15 protein-coding genes are annotated in these 16,432 nt (G+C 73.0%); 5 read left to right on the top strand and 10 right to left on the bottom strand.

The annotated features are described in order from the left end of the window. Genes ACFV1W_RS32080 through ACFV1W_RS32065 form a run of 4 tightly spaced genes read right to left on the bottom strand, consistent with a single transcriptional unit; the run spans position 1 to position 5,124 of the window. Positions 1-1,374 (bottom strand): aldehyde dehydrogenase family protein, encoded by a 1,374-nt coding sequence (locus ACFV1W_RS32080; protein ID WP_380420769.1) that lies wholly within the window; start codon positions 1,372-1,374, stop codon positions 1-3. After that, complete coding sequence (locus tag ACFV1W_RS32075) at positions 1,371-2,102, bottom strand: gamma-glutamyl-gamma-aminobutyrate hydrolase family protein (protein ID WP_380420768.1); 732 nt, start codon at positions 2,100-2,102, stop codon at positions 1,371-1,373. The genes ACFV1W_RS32080 and ACFV1W_RS32075 overlap by 4 nt, the downstream gene beginning before the upstream one ends. Before the next feature lie 56 nt (positions 2,103-2,158). Further along, the gene (locus tag ACFV1W_RS32070) at positions 2,159-3,517 is read right to left on the bottom strand and encodes a glutamine synthetase family protein (protein ID WP_380420767.1); all 1,359 of its coding nucleotides are present in this window, start codon (positions 3,515-3,517) and stop codon (positions 2,159-2,161) included. Then, on the bottom strand, positions 3,514-5,124 hold the full coding sequence (locus tag ACFV1W_RS32065) for an amino acid permease (protein WP_380420766.1): 1,611 nt from the start codon (positions 5,122-5,124) through the stop codon (positions 3,514-3,516). Before ACFV1W_RS32065 ends, ACFV1W_RS32070 begins: the two co-directional genes overlap by 4 nt. Positions 5,125-5,342: 218 nt before the next feature. Here ACFV1W_RS32065 and ACFV1W_RS32060 point away from each other — a divergent pair, with 218 nt between their 5' ends. Both ACFV1W_RS32060 and ACFV1W_RS32055 read left to right on the top strand, forming a co-directional pair. Beyond that, positions 5,343-6,086: a FadR/GntR family transcriptional regulator gene (locus ACFV1W_RS32060; protein ID WP_380420786.1), complete on the top strand. Its 744-nt coding sequence runs from the start codon at positions 5,343-5,345 to the stop codon at positions 6,084-6,086. Between the two features lie 153 nt (positions 6,087-6,239). Beyond that, positions 6,240-7,262, top strand: a complete 1,023-nt coding sequence (locus tag ACFV1W_RS32055; protein ID WP_380420765.1) for a YihY/virulence factor BrkB family protein — start codon at positions 6,240-6,242, stop codon at positions 7,260-7,262. Between the two features lie 202 nt (positions 7,263-7,464). Here ACFV1W_RS32055 and ACFV1W_RS32050 read toward each other — a convergent pair whose 3' ends face one another. Beyond that, the gene (locus tag ACFV1W_RS32050; RefSeq protein WP_380420764.1) at positions 7,465-8,088 is read right to left on the bottom strand and encodes a hypothetical protein; all 624 of its coding nucleotides are present in this window, start codon (positions 8,086-8,088) and stop codon (positions 7,465-7,467) included. Positions 8,089-8,395: 307 nt separating this feature from the next. Further along, on the bottom strand, positions 8,396-8,977 hold the full coding sequence (locus ACFV1W_RS32045; RefSeq protein WP_380420763.1) for a TetR/AcrR family transcriptional regulator: 582 nt from the start codon (positions 8,975-8,977) through the stop codon (positions 8,396-8,398). Between the two features lie 84 nt (positions 8,978-9,061). Here ACFV1W_RS32045 and ACFV1W_RS32040 point away from each other — a divergent pair, with 84 nt between their 5' ends. Next, positions 9,062-9,943, top strand: coding sequence for an SDR family oxidoreductase (locus ACFV1W_RS32040; RefSeq protein ID WP_380420762.1), 882 nt, complete (start codon positions 9,062-9,064; stop codon positions 9,941-9,943). 458 nt (positions 9,944-10,401) lie between these two features. Continuing rightward, the gene (locus tag ACFV1W_RS32035; RefSeq protein WP_380420761.1) at positions 10,402-10,872 is read left to right on the top strand and encodes an SsgA family sporulation/cell division regulator; all 471 of its coding nucleotides are present in this window, start codon (positions 10,402-10,404) and stop codon (positions 10,870-10,872) included. A 67-nt stretch (positions 10,873-10,939) separates the two neighbouring features. Here ACFV1W_RS32035 and ACFV1W_RS32030 read toward each other — a convergent pair whose 3' ends face one another. The 3 genes from ACFV1W_RS32030 to ACFV1W_RS32020 all read right to left on the bottom strand — a co-directional run bounded on the left by ACFV1W_RS32030 (position 10,940) and on the right by ACFV1W_RS32020 (position 13,065). Continuing rightward, positions 10,940-11,305, bottom strand: a complete 366-nt coding sequence (locus ACFV1W_RS32030) for a hypothetical protein (protein ID WP_380420760.1) — start codon at positions 11,303-11,305, stop codon at positions 10,940-10,942. 366 nt (positions 11,306-11,671) lie between these two features. After that, entirely contained in the window at positions 11,672-11,917 is a 246-nt protein-coding gene (locus tag ACFV1W_RS32025) for a hypothetical protein (protein ID WP_380420759.1), read from the bottom strand. Beyond that, a complete protein-coding gene (locus ACFV1W_RS32020) occupies positions 11,914-13,065 on the bottom strand; it encodes an anion permease (RefSeq protein WP_380420758.1) in 1,152 nt (383 codons plus the stop codon). The genes ACFV1W_RS32025 and ACFV1W_RS32020 overlap by 4 nt, the downstream gene beginning before the upstream one ends. Before the next feature lie 397 nt (positions 13,066-13,462). Here ACFV1W_RS32020 and ACFV1W_RS32015 point away from each other — a divergent pair, with 397 nt between their 5' ends. Next, positions 13,463-14,119: a DUF4232 domain-containing protein gene (locus ACFV1W_RS32015; RefSeq protein WP_380420757.1), complete on the top strand. Its 657-nt coding sequence runs from the start codon at positions 13,463-13,465 to the stop codon at positions 14,117-14,119. A 153-nt stretch (positions 14,120-14,272) separates the two neighbouring features. Here the strand turns inward: ACFV1W_RS32015 and ACFV1W_RS32010 are convergent, their stop codons facing one another. Beyond that, positions 14,273-16,108, bottom strand: coding sequence for a flavin monoamine oxidase family protein (locus ACFV1W_RS32010; protein ID WP_380420756.1), 1,836 nt, complete (start codon positions 16,106-16,108; stop codon positions 14,273-14,275). Positions 16,109-16,432: the final 324 nt, after the last annotated feature.

The raw sequence follows: 16,432 nt of genomic DNA, 5'->3' as shown, positions 1-16,432 counted from the left end.
TCATTCCTCCGTGGAGATGAAGACGTTCTTGGTCTGGGTGAAGGCGTCGAGGGCGTCCGGGCCGAGCTCGCGGCCGAGTCCGGACTGCTTGAAGCCGCCGAACGGCGTGGTGTAGCGCACCGAGGAGTGCGAGTTGACGGACAGGTTGCCGGCCTCGACGCCGCGCGAGACCCGCAGCGCGCGGCCGAGGTCCCTGGTCCAGATGGAGCCGGACAGGCCGTACTCGGTGGCGTTGGCGATGCGCAGGGCGTCCTGTTCGTCGTGGAACGGGACGACGGCGACGACCGGGCCGAAGATCTCCTCGGTGAAGGCGCGGTCCTCGTGGCGCACGGGCGCGAGGACGGTCGGCGGGTACCAGAAGCCGGGCCCGTCGGGGGCGCTGCCGCGGAAGGCGACGGCCGAGGCGTCCGGGACGTACGAGGAGACCCGCTCGCGGTGGGCGGCCGAGATCAGCGGGCCCATCTCGGTCTTCTCGTCGGCCGGGTCGCCGACCCGCACCCCGCGCACGGCCGGCTCCAGGAGCGCCATGAAGTCGTCGAAGGCGGAGGCCTCGACGAGGATCCGGGAGCGGGCGCAGCAGTCCTGGCCGGCGTTGTCGAAGACGGCGTAGGGCGCGGTCGCGGCGGCCTTGGCGAGGTCGGCGTCGGCGAAGACGATGTTGGCGCTCTTGCCGCCGAGTTCGAGGGTGACCGGCTTCACCTGGGCGGCGCAGCCCGCCATGATCTCCTTGCCGACCCGGGTCGAGCCGGTGAAGACGACCTTGCGCACGTCGGGGTGGGTGACGAAGCGCTGTCCGACGACCGGGCCGCGGCCGGGCAGGACCTGCAGCACGCCCTCGGGGATCCCGGCCGCCAGGGCGAGTTCGGCCAGGCGCAGCGCGGTGAGCGGGGTGAGTTCGGCCGGCTTGACGATGACGGTGTTGCCGGCCGCGAGCGCCGGGGCGAGGGCCCAGGCGGCGATCGGCATGGGGAAGTTCCAGGGCACGATGACCCCGACGACGCCGATCGGCTCCTGGAAGGTCACGTCGATGCCGCCGGCAACCGGGATCTGCCGGCCGAACAGCCGCTCGGGGGCGGCGGCGTAGTACTCGATGACGTCCCGCGCGTTGCCGGCCTCCCAGCGTGCGTTGCCGATGGTGTGCCCGGCGTTGGCGACCTCCAGGGCGGCAAGGTGCTCGCGGTCGGCGTCGACGGCGGCGGCGAAGGCGCGCAGCAGCCGGGCGCGGTCGGCGGGGGCCACCCGGCGCCAGGTGTCGAAGGCGGCGCGGGCGCGGGCGACGGCGGCGTCGGTCTCGGCGGTGCCGGCCAGTTCGACGGTGGTGATCACCTCCTCGGTGGCGGGGTTGACGACCTCGAAGAGGTCCGGTTCGGTCATCGGGCGGTCTCCCTCTGGCTGGCGGTGATGAACGCCTGGAACAGGCGCAGGTCGTCGGGGTCGGTCTCCGGGTGCCACTGGACGCCCAGGGCGAAGCGGTGGCCGGTCAGTTCGAGCGCCTCGACCGTGCCGTCGGCGCTGTGCGCGGTGGCCGTGAGGCCGGTGCCGATCCGGTCGACGGCCTGGTGGTGGTAGCAGGAGACCTCGGTGGCGGGTCCCAGGAAGGCGGCGAGCCGGCTGCCGTGCTCCGGGGTGACCCGGTGGCGGACGAAGCGGGCGGGGACGGTCTGGTGGCTGTCGTCGGGCAGGTGCTGGACGAGGGTGCCGCCGAGTTCGACGTTGAGCAGCTGCATGCCGCGGCAGACGCCGAGCACCGGCAGGTCCCGGGCGAGGGCGGCGTGCAGCAGTCGGCTCTCCCAGTCGTCGCGGGCGTGGTGGGGCGGACCGGTGCGCGGGTGGGCAGCCGCGGCGTAGCGGGCCGGGTCGACGTCCGGTCCGCCGGCCAGGACGAGTCCGTCGAGGGCGTCGAGCAGGTGGCCGGTCCCGCCGGGCTGGGGCGGCAGCAGGACCGCGGTGCCACCGGCGCGGACGACGGCGTCGACGTAGGTCTGGGGCACGAGGGAGGCGCGCTGGTTCCAGACGGACCAGGCGGCGTCGTCCTGGTAGCTGCTGATGCCGATCAGTGGTCGTCGGTGGGCGTCGGGTGGTCTCGTGTCGGTGGCGGTCACACCGGTGCCGGTCGCGTCGGTGCGTGCCGGAACAGTACGCGTCAGCCCCGCGCCGGTCACAGCCGCTCGAATCCGCGGCGCCGCTCCCAGTCGGTCACCGCCCGTTCGTAGGAGGCGAGTTCGGTGCGTCCGGCGTGGGTGTAGTGCCGGACGACGTCCTTGCCGAAGGCCTCGGTGGCGACGGCGCTGCGTTCGAAGGCGTCGACCGCGTCGCGCAGGGTAGCGGGCACCCGGGGCGCGTCGGAGGCGTAGGCGTTGCCGGTGAACTCCGGCTGGAGTTCGAGCTGTTGCTCGACGCCGTGCAGTCCGGCGGCGATCAGGGCGGCGACCGCGAGGTAGGGGTTGACGTCGCCGCCGGGGACGCGGTTCTCGAAGCGCAGCGACGGGCCGTGGCCGACGACGCGCAGGGCGCAGGTGCGGTTGTCGCGGCCCCAGGCGACGGCGGTGGGCGCGAAGCTGCCGGGGACGTAGCGCTTGTAGGAGTTGACGGTGGGGGCGAACAGCAGGGCGAAGTCGGCGAGGCAGGCGAGCTGGCCGGCGAGGAAGTGCTCCATGGTGCGGGAGAAGCCGTGGGGGCGGTCCCCGGCGAACACCGGGGCGCCCCGCTCGTCGCGCAGGCTCAGGTGGATGTGGCAGGAGTTGCCCTCGCGTTCGTCGTACTTCGCCATGAAGGTGAGGCTGCAGCCCTCCTGGGCGGCGATCTCCTTGGCGCCGGTCTTGTAGACGGCGTGGTTGTCGCAGGTGGTGAGGGCGTCGGCGTACTTGAAGGCGATCTCGTGCTGGCCGAGGTTGCACTCGCCCTTGGCGGACTCGACGGTCAGGCCGGCGCCGGCCATGCCGTTGCGCAGGCGGCGCAGCAGGGGCTCGATGCGGCCGGTGCCGAGGATGGAGTAGTCGACGTTGTACTGGTTGGCCGGGGTGAGGCGGGTGTAGTCCTTGTCCCAGGCCTGTTCGTAGCTGTCCCGGAAGACGATGAACTCCAGCTCGGTGGCGGCCTGGGCCTGCCAGCCGTAGCCGGCCAGGCGGTCGAGCTGGTGCCGGAGGACCTGGCGCGGGGAGACGGCGACCGGGGTGCCGTCGTGGTGGACGACGTCGCACTGGACCATGGCGGTGGCGGGGTGCCAGGGGACGGACCGCAGGGTGGCGAGGTCGGGGCGCAGCGTCAGGTCGCCGTAGCCGTTCTCCCAGGAGGAGACCTCGTAGCCGTCGACGGTGTTCATGTCGACGTCGACGGCCAGCAGGTAGCCGCAGCCCTCGGCGGCGCCGGTGACGACGTCGTCCAGGAAGTACCGGGCGGCGACGCGTTTTCCCTGGAGGCGCCCCTGCATGTCGGTCATGGCGAGCACGACGGTGTCGACGGACCCGTCGGCGACGCGGGTGCGCAGCTCGTCGAGGGTGAGCCGGGGGGTGGTCATCGGGTCTCCGGTTCGGTGTCGGGGGTGGGCCGCGGGCTGGTCGTCGGTTCCCCGGTCGGAAGGGCCGGGGCGTCGGGCGCGGACGGCCCCGTGCTGATGTGCGGCCCGGTGAACCAGCGCCGGGCGGAGGCCAGCCACCAGACGCCGGCGAAGCCGCCGACGACGGCCACGGCGACCGGGGTGTAGTTGAAGCTCTCGGCGGTGATCGGGCTGGCGGTGGGCAGCATGAACAGGACGCTGATCACCGCCGTCCAGGCGACGGCGACGACGCCGATCGGCTTGCTCCAGCGGCCCAGGTGCCAGGGTCCGCGCGGGAAGTCCTCGCCCTGGCGCAGCCGCAGGTACACCGGGATGACGTAGGAGATGTAGAGGCCGATGACGGAGATCGAGGTCACGGCCGTGTAGGCGGTGTTGTTCCAGAGCGCGGGCAGTCCGAGCAGCAGGGCGCCGCCGGTGGCCAGCCAGACCGCGTTGGTCGGGGTCTGGGTACGCGGGGAGATGCGGTGCCAGAGGCGGGAGCCGGGCAGCGCGCCGTCGCGGGAGAAGGCGTAGATCATGCGCGAGTTGGCGGTGACGGAGGCCATGCCGCAGAAGAACTGGGCGCCGATGACGATGAGCAGCAGGAACTGGGCGCCGCCGGAGCCGATCGCGTCGATGAAGATCTGCGCGGGCGGGACCTGGGTGGCGCTGTCGAGCGCGCCGTCGTAGTCGCGGATCGCGAAGGTGATGCCGAGCAGCAGGATCCAGCCCGCCACCAGTGAGACGGTGATGGCGTTGACGATGCCGCGCGGGCCGGAGCGGGCGGCGTCCTGGGTCTCCTCGGTCATGTGCGCGGAGGCGTCGTAGCCGGTGAGGGTGTACTGGGCCATCAGCAGGCCGAGCATCGCGACGTAGAACTGGCTGTGGAAGCCGGTCTGGTTGACGAACTCCGTGAAGACGGAGGACGCGGAGGCGTGCCGCCCGGGGACCAGCGCGAGGGCGCCGACGATGATCGCGACGCCGGCCAGGTGCCACCACACGGAGACGCTGTTGAGGACGGCGACCAGGCGCACCCCGAAGGTGTTGAGCAGGCCGTGCACCAGCAGGATGACCGCGAAGATCTCCATGGTGTGCGCGGGGGTGGCCGCCAGGCCGTAGCGCAGTTCGAGGAACGCGTTGGTGAAGAAGGCGGCGCCGTAGTCGACGCTGGCGGTCACCGCGACCTGGCCGAGGAAGTTGAACCAGCCGGTGAACCAGCTCCAGGCCGGGCCGCGGCTGCGGGTCAGCTTGGCGGACCAGTAGTAGAGCCCGCCGGCCGTCGGGTAGCTGGAGCAGATCTCGGCCATCGCGAGGCCGACACAGAGCGTCAGCAGGCCGACCACCGGCCAGCCCCAGATGATCAGGGCCGGGCCGCCGGTCTTCATCCCCGTCCCGTAGAGGGTCAGGCAGCCGGACAGGATCGAGACGATGGAGAAGGAGACGGCGAAGTTGGAGAAGCCCGACATCGAGCGGGCCAGCTCCTGGGTGTAGCCCAGCTCGTGGAGGCGCTGTTCGTCGGCGGAAACGGGGGATGAGTCCACCGGAAACACGGCGGGGCCAGGGTGGTCGGGTGAGCGTGCGTCGGTCATGGGCACCCCTGGGGGTTGAGGGTGTGCCGGGTGCACGCGGCCACGACGGCGTGGCGCACCCGCCCCGGCGGGTTCGACGGTCTGACGGCTCTTCAATGGTCTGAAGCCAGACCATTGGGTGGGTGAGCAGCATCGTTCCGGCTGGACGGCGGCCGCGTCAAGGGTGGGACGGGAACGAGTGCGGGAGATCCGTTCGCAGGTACGATTCCGGCGTGGACGTGGACGTGACGCGTGAGCAGGCACGGCTCGACTGGGAGACCGGGGCGATCTTCCGCCCGATCCGGACCGGCAACGCCTTCGAGGAGACCGTCGAGCGGCTGCTCCAGGCGATCAAGCTCGGCGTCTTCGGCCCCGGCGACCGGCTGCCCGCCGAACGCGACCTCGCCGCCCGGCTCGGCGTCAGCCGCGAGACCCTGCGCGAGGCGCTCCGCACCCTCCAGCAGGCCGACTGCGTCGCACCCCGCCGCGGCCGCTACGGCGGAACCTTCGTCACCTACCGAATGCCCGAACCGGACGTGGCCGACCTGCGCCGCGCCGCCCGCGACCTCGGCGGCGCCCTGGAGGACGCGCTGACCTACCGGCAGGTCCTGGAGGTCGGGGCCGCCGAGGCCGCCGCCCGGCGCCCCCTCTCCCCCGAGCAGCGCGCCCACCTGGAGGAACGGCTGACCGAACTGGACGGGGCCCCGGCCGGGCAGTACCGCCAGCTCGACTCGCGCTTCCACCTCGCCATCGGCGAGCTCACCGGCTCCCCCGCCCTCGCCGCGGCCATCGCCGAGGCCAGGATGCGCCTCAACGACCTGCTCAACGCGATCCCGATGGTGGACCGCAACATCGAGCACGCCGCCGAGCAGCACCGGGCGATGGTCCGGGCGATCCTCGACGGCGACGGCGACGCCGCCCGGCGCGCCACCGAGGAGCACCTGGCCGCGACGGCCTCGCTGCTGCGGGGGTTCCTGGCCTGACGTCCGCCAGGTGTCCGACGGAACGTGCTGCCCGGGGCACGCGGGCGGCCGCGAGGCGGTGGCGCCCGCCGTTCCGCGCAGCGCGGTCCTCCGGGAGGACGACCTGTTCCGGCGCGGGGCGTTTGAGCGGACGCGGAAGGGAAGACGCCGCGCATGGGACGGTTTCGAAGAGCACACGGTGGACACGGGGGCGGGCCGGTCAGCGGCCCGCAGGAGGCCGCGGACCGGGGCCCCGACGAGCCGACGCAGGTACCGGGACGGGGCTGGCTCGGGGTGCTCAAGCGCACCTGGCGGGAATTCCTCGACGACGAGTTGTCGGACCGGGCCGCCGCGCTGACCTACTACGGCGTGCTGGCGATGTTCCCGGCGCTGCTGGTGCTGGTGTCGGTGCTCGGCCTGGTCGGCACCTCCGCCACCCGTGCGGCGCTGGACAACCTGCAACGGCTCGCCCCCGGGCCGGCACGCGACATCCTGCGCACCGCGGTCACCCAGCTGCAGGCCGGACGCGGCACCGGCGGCGTGCTGGCGGTGGTGGGCCTGGCCGGCTCCCTGTGGTCGGCGTCCGGATACATCGCGGCGTTCATCCGCGCGGGCAACGTCGTGTACGACATCCGCGAGGGCCGGCCGGTGTGGAAGACCACCCCGCTGCGGGTCGGTCTGACCCTGCTGATGATGATCCTCCTGACGGCCAGCGCGGTGATCGTGGTGTTCACCGGACCGCTGGCGAGGAGAGCCGGTGAAGTCCTCGGGCTGGGGCCCCTCGCGGTGACGGTGTGGTCGATCGCGAAGTGGCCGGTGCTGGTGGCCCTGGTGTCGTTGATGGTCGCGCTGCTGTACTGGGCGGCGCCCAACGTCCGCGGCCGGGGATTCCGGTGGATCTCACCGGGCAGTGTCCTGGCGGTACTGCTGTGGCTGGCGCTGTCGGGCGGGTTCGCCGCGTACGTGGCGAACTTCGGCTCCTACAACAAGACGTACGGCACGCTGACCGGGGTGATCGTCTTCCTGGTGTGGCTGTGGCTGTCCAACCTGGCGATCCTGCTCGGGCTGGAGTTCGACGCCGAGCTGGCCCGGGAGCGGGCCATCGAGGGCGGCATGCCACCTGACGAGGAGCCGTACGTGCCGCCGCGCGACACCCGCAAGTGGCCGGGCGACGAGCACGGCGACGGGCGAACCTGACCGCGGGCGAGGCCGGGAAGCACCTGCTGCAGTGCTGGTCGCCGGACGGTGTTCGGCCGGGTTCCTCGTAGCCGTGCCACCCGGCCGCCGCCCCACCGGCGCGGACTGCCGGGGCCCGCACGGTGACCGTCCGCCGCCCCCCGTGGGACGGCGGCCCCCCTGGCCGATCGGCTCCCTTCTGCCGCCCGGCCCCGCCGCCCCGTTACGGGGTGAAGGTCAGCTTCGGCCGGGGCTTGAGGCTCGTCAGGCACAGCAGGTACTTGTCGCTCCCCCGCTTGTACGTGAAGTAGCTGTCGGCGTCGGGGTACTTGCGGCACTCCGCCTCACCGTCGGTGGTGTCGTCGGCCCGGCCCACGACGCGGGCGTCCGCCTGCGGGTCGGAGCAGGGGACCACCTTGACGTCCGGGTTGTTGTCGTTCAGGCCGGACATGGCGAGCGGGCTGCTGTTGTGGATGCAGTCGCCGGCCTTGGCGAACTCGGGGTCGTCCTTCAACACGGCGAAGAGCAGCGCGATCAGGACCGCCGGGATCAGCAGGCCGACGATGGTGGGCCGCAGGTAGACCGGCTTGCCGGTGTCCATCGGCGTGCCGGGGGCTCCGGGCAGCGGCTCCGCAAGCTTGTTGATCTTCAACCGCTGCGGGATGTTGTACAGCATGACGATCGGGTTGACGATCATCGACGGAATGCCCCACCAGCCCTGCCAGAGGGTGTCGGAGGTCATCTCCCGGTGGGTGGCGATGCCGCAGGCGCGGCAGAACGGGCCCCGCCGCTTGAGGTAGCGCATGACGATGACGAAGCCCTGGTGGCCGCGGATGGTGGCGTCCACAGCCGGGACGGAGCCGCAGACGGCGCAGCTGAGCTGCCCCTCGCCGTACCCGGGCGCCCCCTGGCCCGGGGCTGCGGAGGCGGTCTCCGTGGGCGCGGTGGCGTCGGGCAGCTCGGCAGACTGAGTGGAAATGGTGAATCCCCCGTGGTGATCAGAAGAGTGTGCCGGGGAAACCTACCGCCCCGGGAACGCCAAGATCGGGCCATCGGCCTTCCAAGGGCCGGAAGGTCACCGAACCGTGATCATCGACGCGCTCACACCCCGGGAACGGCGCCCTACCCGCTGTCTGCTCGGCGGCTGCCGCTAGCTAGCGAAGCTCCGCGGCTGCCGCGCAGAGCTCGTCGAACGCGGCTCGCGTGAGGGTCGCCAGCTCGCCGGGGTCCTCGTCGCGGCTGGGGTCGGCCCACCGGGTGTACCCGAGCCTGAACGCGAGCACGCCGAGTCCGGCGGCCACCTGCGCCGCGGATTCCGGGACGTCCCGTCGCCTCAACGCGTCGACCATCGCCGCAGCCATGCCGATGCTCTTCAGCGCGTCACGCCGCTGCAGTTCCTCGTTCGCCTCGATCGCCGCGTGCAGCAGCGGGCTGAGCTCGCGGTTGAACGACGTCATCTCGCCAGATGCACGCTCCAGGCCGGCCGCGACGGCTGTCAGCGGTGTCGCGTCCGCCGGGGCGGCGTCGATGCCCTCGGCCAGCAGGCGGCTGAGTGTCGTCTGTCCCGCGGTGAGGATCTCCCGCTTGTCCGCGAAGTGGCGGAAGAAGGTGCTCCGGGTGAGCCCGGCGCGCTCAGCGATCTGCGTGACCGTCGTGTCGTCATAGCCCTGTTCCGCGAACAGGTTGAGCGCCGCCACGACCAGGCGCTGCCTCGCATCCGGCTTCCATCTCGGCATACGGCCATCCTAGATGATGCGACATGTGTCTCATCACGGTGTACGGTGATGGGACACATGTCGCATCACTCTCTTGGAGCTGCCATGCGCGTCTTCATCACCGGCGGGACCGGCCTGATCGGGTCCGCCGTCGTCGCCGAACTGCTCACCGCGGGCCATTCCGTCACCGCTCTCGCCCGCTCCGACGCCTCCGCGGCCCGCGCCCGGGCCCTTGGCGCCGACGTGGTCCGCGGCGGTCTCACCGACCTCGACGTGCTGCGAACCGGCGCGGAGCAGGCGGACGGCGTCATCCACCTCGCCTTCGGCAACGACTTCAGCTCACCCGACGCACTCGCGCGAGACGTCGCCGAAGAAGGCGCCGCGCTGGCGACGCTCGGCGACACCCTCGGCGGCACGGACCGGCCGCTCGTCACCGTGTCCGGCACGCCCCACGTGGCAGGACGCGCATCGACCGAGGAGGACCCGCTGCCGACGGACGGTCCCGTCGGCGGACGCGGCCGGTCGGTGAACCGCACACTGGCACTCGCCTCCCAGGGCGTGCGCAGCTCGGCGGTACGGCTGCCGCGCACCGTCCACAACCAGGGCCACGGCGGGTTCGCCGGGCTGCTCACCGACATCGCCCGGCGCTCCGGCGTCGTCGGCTACCCCGGTGACGGCGGGCAGCGCTGGCCCGCCGTCCACGCGCTCGACGCCGCCGTCCTGTTTCGGCTCGCGTTGGAGAGGGCTCCGGCCGGAAGCTCGTGGCACGCCGTGGCCGACGAAGGCGACGCGGTGCGCGACATCGCGGCGGTCATCGGGCGGCGGCTCCGCCTTCCGCTCAGGCCGGTGCCTCAGGAGAGTTTCGGACCCCTCGGCCCGATCTTCGTGACCGACCAGCCCGCCTCCAGCAGTCGCACCCGCACCGCCCTCGGCTGGAAGCCGACGCGCCCGGGCCTGCTCGACGACCTGGAGAACATCGGAGCCTGAGCTGCCCGCCGGCCCGCCGGCGGTCGCGAAGGAGACCGGCCCCGCTCGCCCGCCGAGCGGGGCCGGGGCGAGCCGCCGGCCACCGGGCGACGGCCGAACCGGCGGCCGTCGAACCGTCCGCACCCGCTGGTCGGCCGATCGCGCCTCGGCCGTCCCGCGGCCGTCTCCGGCTCCCCCGCAGGAAACCTCCGGACGGATGACGTCCGGTCAGCTCCGCGACCAGGAGTTCGCACCTCCCGGTGAACCTCCCGACACCGGGCCGCGGCGACCGTCGTTCTCCCACATATGCCAGACACCTCCGAAGCACCCCTCGCATCCCCGCCGCTCACCACCTGCCCACCGCCACCGGGAGCAGCGGGCGGCTGCCGTGGGCAAGGAGGCGCGGACGGCCGGGGACCCGCGACGACGGCCGGGACGAGCGGGGCGGGGCGCCCGCCGCGAGGGGTGGTGCGTCCGTGATGCCGCTACCGTACGGCCCCAGCCGCGACGACCGGTCCACCGGCCCGTACTGCGCCGTGTGCTTCATCGGCCAGGCCCATGTCGCCCACGGGGTGCTCGCCCCGGTGTCGGCATGCCTGCGCCATCACATCGAAGACCCTTACGCCGCCTACCTCGACCTCCACGTCGATTCGCCGGACCCGATCACCTGGGTCTTCGCCCGCTGCCTGCTCGCCGAGGGCCTGCGCACCCACGCCGGCTTGGGCGATGTCACCGTTCACCCCGCCCCTGCCAACGCCTTCGCCGCCGTGGTCGTGAACCTCCGGCCCGAAGGCGAGGGCCCCGTCTGCCGGATCAGCCTGCCCACCGGCGCCGTGAGGGAATTCCTGGAGCGGAGCGGGCAGATCAGCGCACCGGGCTCCGAACACCTCAACCTCGACATCGACGCACTGATCCACCGTCTCCTCACCGAGCCGCCGCCCTCACCGTGAACGCGGGAGGACGGCGGGAGAACGGACAGGGGCCGTCAGCTCCCGGCCCCTGCCGGCGCGGTGGGCGTCAACAGTTGATGTAGCGCATGCTGAGGCTGGTGAAGCGGGTGTTCGAGGGGGCGAGGAGGGTGATGGAGCGGGACTTGCCCTTTCCGCCCGCCCAGTCGCTGTCGACGTGGCCCCCGTTGGAGAGGCCGCCGCGCACGTACGGGCAGCGGCCGTCCGCCTCGGTGTCGTGCACCGTGCCGATGACCTTGGTGTCGTAGTTGCACCACTTCCCGTTCGCGTAGCCCTCGGCGGAGCTGATGCTCCAGTTGTTGGTGCACGAGTCGGCGGGCGGTGCGGCGTGGGCGCCGGTGGCCGGGAGGAACAGGGCGGCGAGGGCCAGAGCGGCGACGGCGGCTCCGGGGACGGCGAGACGGCGCCTGGACATGGCGGTACCTCCACAAGGGGTGCGGGGTGGACATCCGGCCGGGGCGTCGGGACGGTGCTCGGCAACGTGGCCGACGGCCCGCTCCGGGCGGTCCACCGAGCGTGACGTGCCCGAACTACTTCCGTCAACGGCCCTGCCGGGTAAGGGCGCTGGCGCGCGTCCTCGGGAGCACCGGGACGGTGCGGGCGCCCCATCGGCACGTCCGGCATCACGGGGGCGGCCCCTGACGGTGGCTCATGTGCACGAGACGGGGCCTGGAGTTCGACCGGTCGGGGCGCCGGCCCGGCCCGGCTCCCGGTGGGGCGGACCAGCGGGTCAGCACCGCGCGGGGTGTCCTGCGGTGGTCGGGGCCGCCGGCGGCGTGGGTCAGCGGTGGCTGACGATGACGGACACACCCCATCCGATCGCGGCGAGGACTACCGCGAAGCACGCCACGGCGACGAGGCGGCCGAGCGGTCCGGCGGCCGGACGCGTGGCGGCGGCCCCGTCCGCACGGGCCGGCGGGTTGAGGGCGCGCACGCCGACGGCGAACAGCGCGGGCAGCCCGGCGCCGACGAGCACTCCCGCCACGAGGATCTTCCACAACGCGTCGAGGTTGATCCAGGAGTTCACTGTCTGCTCCTGCGTGCGGCGCGCGGGACGACCGAACCCGTCCACGCGGCGTTGACGTTCTCCGGGGTGACGGCCGGGTGGCGGGAAGCGGCGTAGAAGGCGATCGAGGCCAGCACCAGCACGACGGAGATCACCACCACTCCCGCGGTCCCCCCGATTCCGTCGGCGACCCAGTGGGCGAGCGCGCCGACCACCGCCGCGGCAGGAAGGGTGAGCAGCCAGGCGGCCGCCATCCGGTGGGCGATGTGCCAGCGCACCACCGCGCCCTTCCTGCCCACCCCCGCGCCGAGGATCGATCCGGTGGCCACGTGCGTGGTGGAGAGCGAGTAGCCGAAGTCGGTCGAGGAGAGGATCACCGCGGCCGACGCCGACTCGCTGGCCATCCCCTGCGGTGCCTCGATCTCCACCAGTCCCTTGCCCAGCGAGCGGATGACGCGCCAGCCGCCGATGTAGGTGCCGAGGGCGATCGCCCCCGCGCAGGAGGCGATCACCCAGGTCGGCGACTTCGCTCCGGCGGACAGCGTGCCGTTGGCGATCAGCGCCAGGGTGATCACGCCCATGGTCTTCTGCGCGTCGTTCGTGCCGTGGGCGAGCGAGACCATGCAGGCGGAGCCGATCTGGCCGAGCCGGAAGCCGTGCCGTTGCGAGTCCTCGGGCACGCCGCGGGTGAGGCGGTAGACCAGGTAGGTGCCGAGCGCGGCGACCACGCCGGCGATGACCGGCGACAGGGCGGCGGGCACGATCACTTTGGAGACCAGCCCCTGCCATTTGACCGCGGAGCCGCCCGCCGCCGCCATCGTCGCCCCGACCACACCTCCGATCAGCGCGTGCGAGGAGCTGGAGGGGATGCCGAGGAACCAGGTCGCCAGGTTCCACAGGATGCTCCCGGTCAGTCCCGCCATGACCACCGTCAGGGTCACGTCGTGGCTGTTCACCAGTCCGCCGGCGATGGTCGCGGCGACCGCCGTCGACAGGAAGGCGCCGACCAGGTTCAGCAACGCCGACACGGCGACCGCGAGACGCGGCCGGAGGGCGCCGGTGACGATGGAGGTCGCCATGGCGTTGCCGGTGTCGTGGAACCCGTTGGTGAAGTCGAAACCCAGTCCGGTCGTGATCACCAGCGCCAGGACCACGTCATTGCCGGTCACGGTAGGAACCTAACCGTCCGCCCGGCCCACACCGGTGCACGACACTCCCCCGACCGTTCTCCCCCGCTCCCGGGGAACCCGGGTGCCACCGCGCCGGGGTCCGGCGGTGCTGTCGCGGCCCGTGGTCAAGATCGTCCGCGTCACGGGTCTGTCCCGGTGACCGGCAACGGCGTCAACGGTGCGCGGCGGCGGTGCGTACCGGCGTCCGGGCAGGTCGGCGGCGGGATGCGGGACGGCACGGCGGGCGACGGCGCGAACGGTCTCCGGCCGTACGTGTCACAGCATTGTCCTGGGGGCGGCCCGGGCGCAACGGTTCGCCCCGGGCTGCGGTCCCGGTCTTCGGAAACCCGCTCGCACCGAACACCGGGCACCGCCGCCCCAACTGGAGGAGAACACCGTGCGCGTCCGCAAACTCGCCTTCGCCGCCCTGGCCGTCACCGCCGCCCTCTCGCTCACCGCCTGCCAGGACGACGAGACGGGCACCGCACAGGGCGCCCCGACCGCCGCAGCCTCGACCGCCGCCCCGACGGCGTCCACCGGCACCTCCCCCAACGGCGGCCCGGCTTCGAGCGGCCCGGGGAAGGCCGGAACGCCGCCCACCGCCGCACCGGCCGGCTCCGGCACGGCCGGGAAGACCGCCAAGTGCCGGACCGCGGACCTGACCATCACCGCCGCGGACCGCACCATCACCGGCGACACCGACAACACCGTCGTGGTCGAGCTGAAGAACCACAGCGGCAAGGACTGCACGCTGTCCGGATACGCCGGCGTCGACCTGAAGACCACCGCGGGCTCGCTGTCCGCGCGGCGCTCCGGCGAGCCGGTCGTCACGGCCGTCGTCTCACCCGGCAAGTCCTCCTACTTCGGCATCAGTTACCCGGCCAACAAGACGGGCGGCACCGGCCTGCGGATCACCGGCCTGGTGGTCACCCCGCCGGACGAGACCCAGCCGGTCACCCTGCCCTGGCCGGGCGCCGGCTCGCTGCCCGCCATGGACACCGACGGATCCCCGGTGAAGATCGGCCCGATGGGAAGCGCCGGCCAGGGCCAGTGACCACGGGCAAGCGCCGGCGCCCGGCACGCCACCGGGTCACCCACCCTGCGGCCACCGCCCGACGGCACGGCGCCGAGCGGACCGCGGCGCGGCCGGCTCGGCGGGGACGCCACCCGCCTCTTCGCCCCGGCGGCCACCGGGGCCCGCTCGCGCTCAGCGGTGGTGGACCTCCAGGAAGGAGCGGACCGCCGATTCGAGGGCGCCCTCGATCCAGGCCGGCTTGAGGCTGGTGTGCTCGCCGGCGAAGTGGACGCGGCCTTCCGGGGTCCGGGTGGCGGGATGGAGCTCGTGCAGCTGGCCGGGGGTGACGATGGCCGCCTCACCGAGGGCGTACCGGGCGCGCGCCCAGGACTGGGTGGCTCCCGCTCCGGTGAACTCCCGCCGCACACGAGGCCCCAGGAGTCGCTCCAGGTCGTCGAGGGCGAAGGCGTACCGCTCGCCCGGGGTGAGCGAGTCCCAGCGCGCCGCGTCGTCCGACCAGGTGTAGGAGGCCAGCACCACGCCCCCCGAGGAGCCCTCCGGGGCGTGCGAGGGGAAGTAGGTGAAGCGGCTGGCGCTGTCGCTGACGCAGCCGCCGCCGCTGAAGCCGTCCGGGCCTTCCTCCCAGAACCGGTGGTGGAATTCGAGCAGGACCTTGGTGGCCGCGTCGTAGTGCAGCTCCGTGACGGCCCGGCGCTTGGGATAGGACATCAGGGGCTCGATCCGGCAGAACCGGAGCGCGCTGAACGGGATGGTGACGATCGCGTAGTCGCCCTCGAACGTCGTGGTGGGGCCGACGGGAGCGCCGTCGCAGGACTCCTCGTCGCCGCTCTCCGCGACCGTCTCGACGGTCACCTTGCCGGCGTCCTGCACCAGGCGGGTCATCCGGTGGCCGAGGCGCAGCTCGGCCCGGAGCGGGGCGGCGAGCGCGTCGGTGAGCACGGCACTGCCGCCCTCCAGCTCCCAGTACCGGTTGGTGGGGCTGATCACCGCGTGGTCGATCAGGGTGGGGAACAACGAGTAGTGCAGCCGGGAGGTGAGGTTCTCCAGGGTGCCGGCGGCCTGGAGGGACGCGCGGTCCCAGCCGGCCTCCTCCTGGAGGAAGCGGCGGGTGGAGTGGTGGCCGTAGGTGGAGAAGATGTCGGTCCAGGCGTCCAGCCGGTCGCGGATGCCGCCGTCCCGGACCGAGAGTCGCCCGAAGGCCTTTTCGACGGCGGCGGCGGCCGTGGAGTCGAACCGGGCGCCGAACGAGCGGTTGACCGCGGCCGGCGACTGGGCGTACGCGGCACGGGTGGTCCGGGTGCCGTTGACGTGGATCAGACTGCGGAAGCGGGCCACGGGCGGGGTGAACGTCCGGTCCGGGCCGTTGCTCCAGGTCTCCCCGGTGAACGAGCGGTACTTCACCGGCGGAACGGCGCCGGTCGGGCCGGTGCCCGGCGCCACGTCGGCGTTGTAGAACAGCCGCCGCTTCAGACCGAGCTTGTCGGCGAGCGCCAGGACGAGCGGGTGGAAGTCGGGCAGGCGCATGGCACCGGCCTCGGCGTGCAACCGGGGATCGGTGAAGACGCCGCGGAAGGTCTTGATCCGCCCGCCGACCCGGCTGGCGTTGGCCTCGATCACGGTCACCTCGTGGCCGGCCCGCTTGAGCAGCGTCGCGGCGGTCAGCCCGGCGACGCCCGCGCCCACCACCAAAACGCGCTTCCGCTCGGTGCGGGGCGGCAGACGGCCGTCGATCAGGATGCGCAGGTACTCGAGGGTCAGGTCACCCCCCTCGTCCGCACCGACCATGAGCATCTCGCGGGCCAGCGCGCGGCTGACCGCCTCGTCGGCCGCCGGGCCGGTGCTCGGCGCGTAGGCGGGCACCGTGGCCGCCGCGGCCCGGGTGGCGAGACCGATCGTGCCGACCGCGGCTCCCGCGGCCGACCCGAGCAGGGCACGCCTCCCCAGCCGGGGCTTCTCGGGGTCGGGACTCGACTCGCCGCCGGACCGGCGCACCACGGGCTGACTCACGTTCTCTCCTGACGAGGGCAGTGGGGACACGCCCGAGCAACGCCCGACCACGCGCGCCGCAACGCCGTCCGCCCGAAGATCACCCGTACCGGTCACACCCGTCGCCGTCGCGTTCTCCGGTCACACCCGTCGCCGGGCGGAAGGGAACCGGCCCACGGGCTGGTCTGGAGACGGCACGGGGGCCCGGGCCGCGCGGTTGCGCGGGCCCGGGCCCTGGTGGGTTGCCCCGGTGGTCCCTGTCCGGCCCCCGAGGCACGGGGGGAGCCGGATGGCCGGCTCAGTACCAGTGGTGGTTCTGCCAGAACGCCCAGGCGGCGTTGGGGC

This window comes from Kitasatospora sp. NPDC059648 (assembly GCF_042734825.1).
Lineage (GTDB): Bacteria > Actinomycetota > Actinomycetes > Streptomycetales > Streptomycetaceae > Kitasatospora.
Note: the sequence above shows the minus strand (reverse complement) of the source record. Positions and strands in the feature narration are given on the sequence as shown.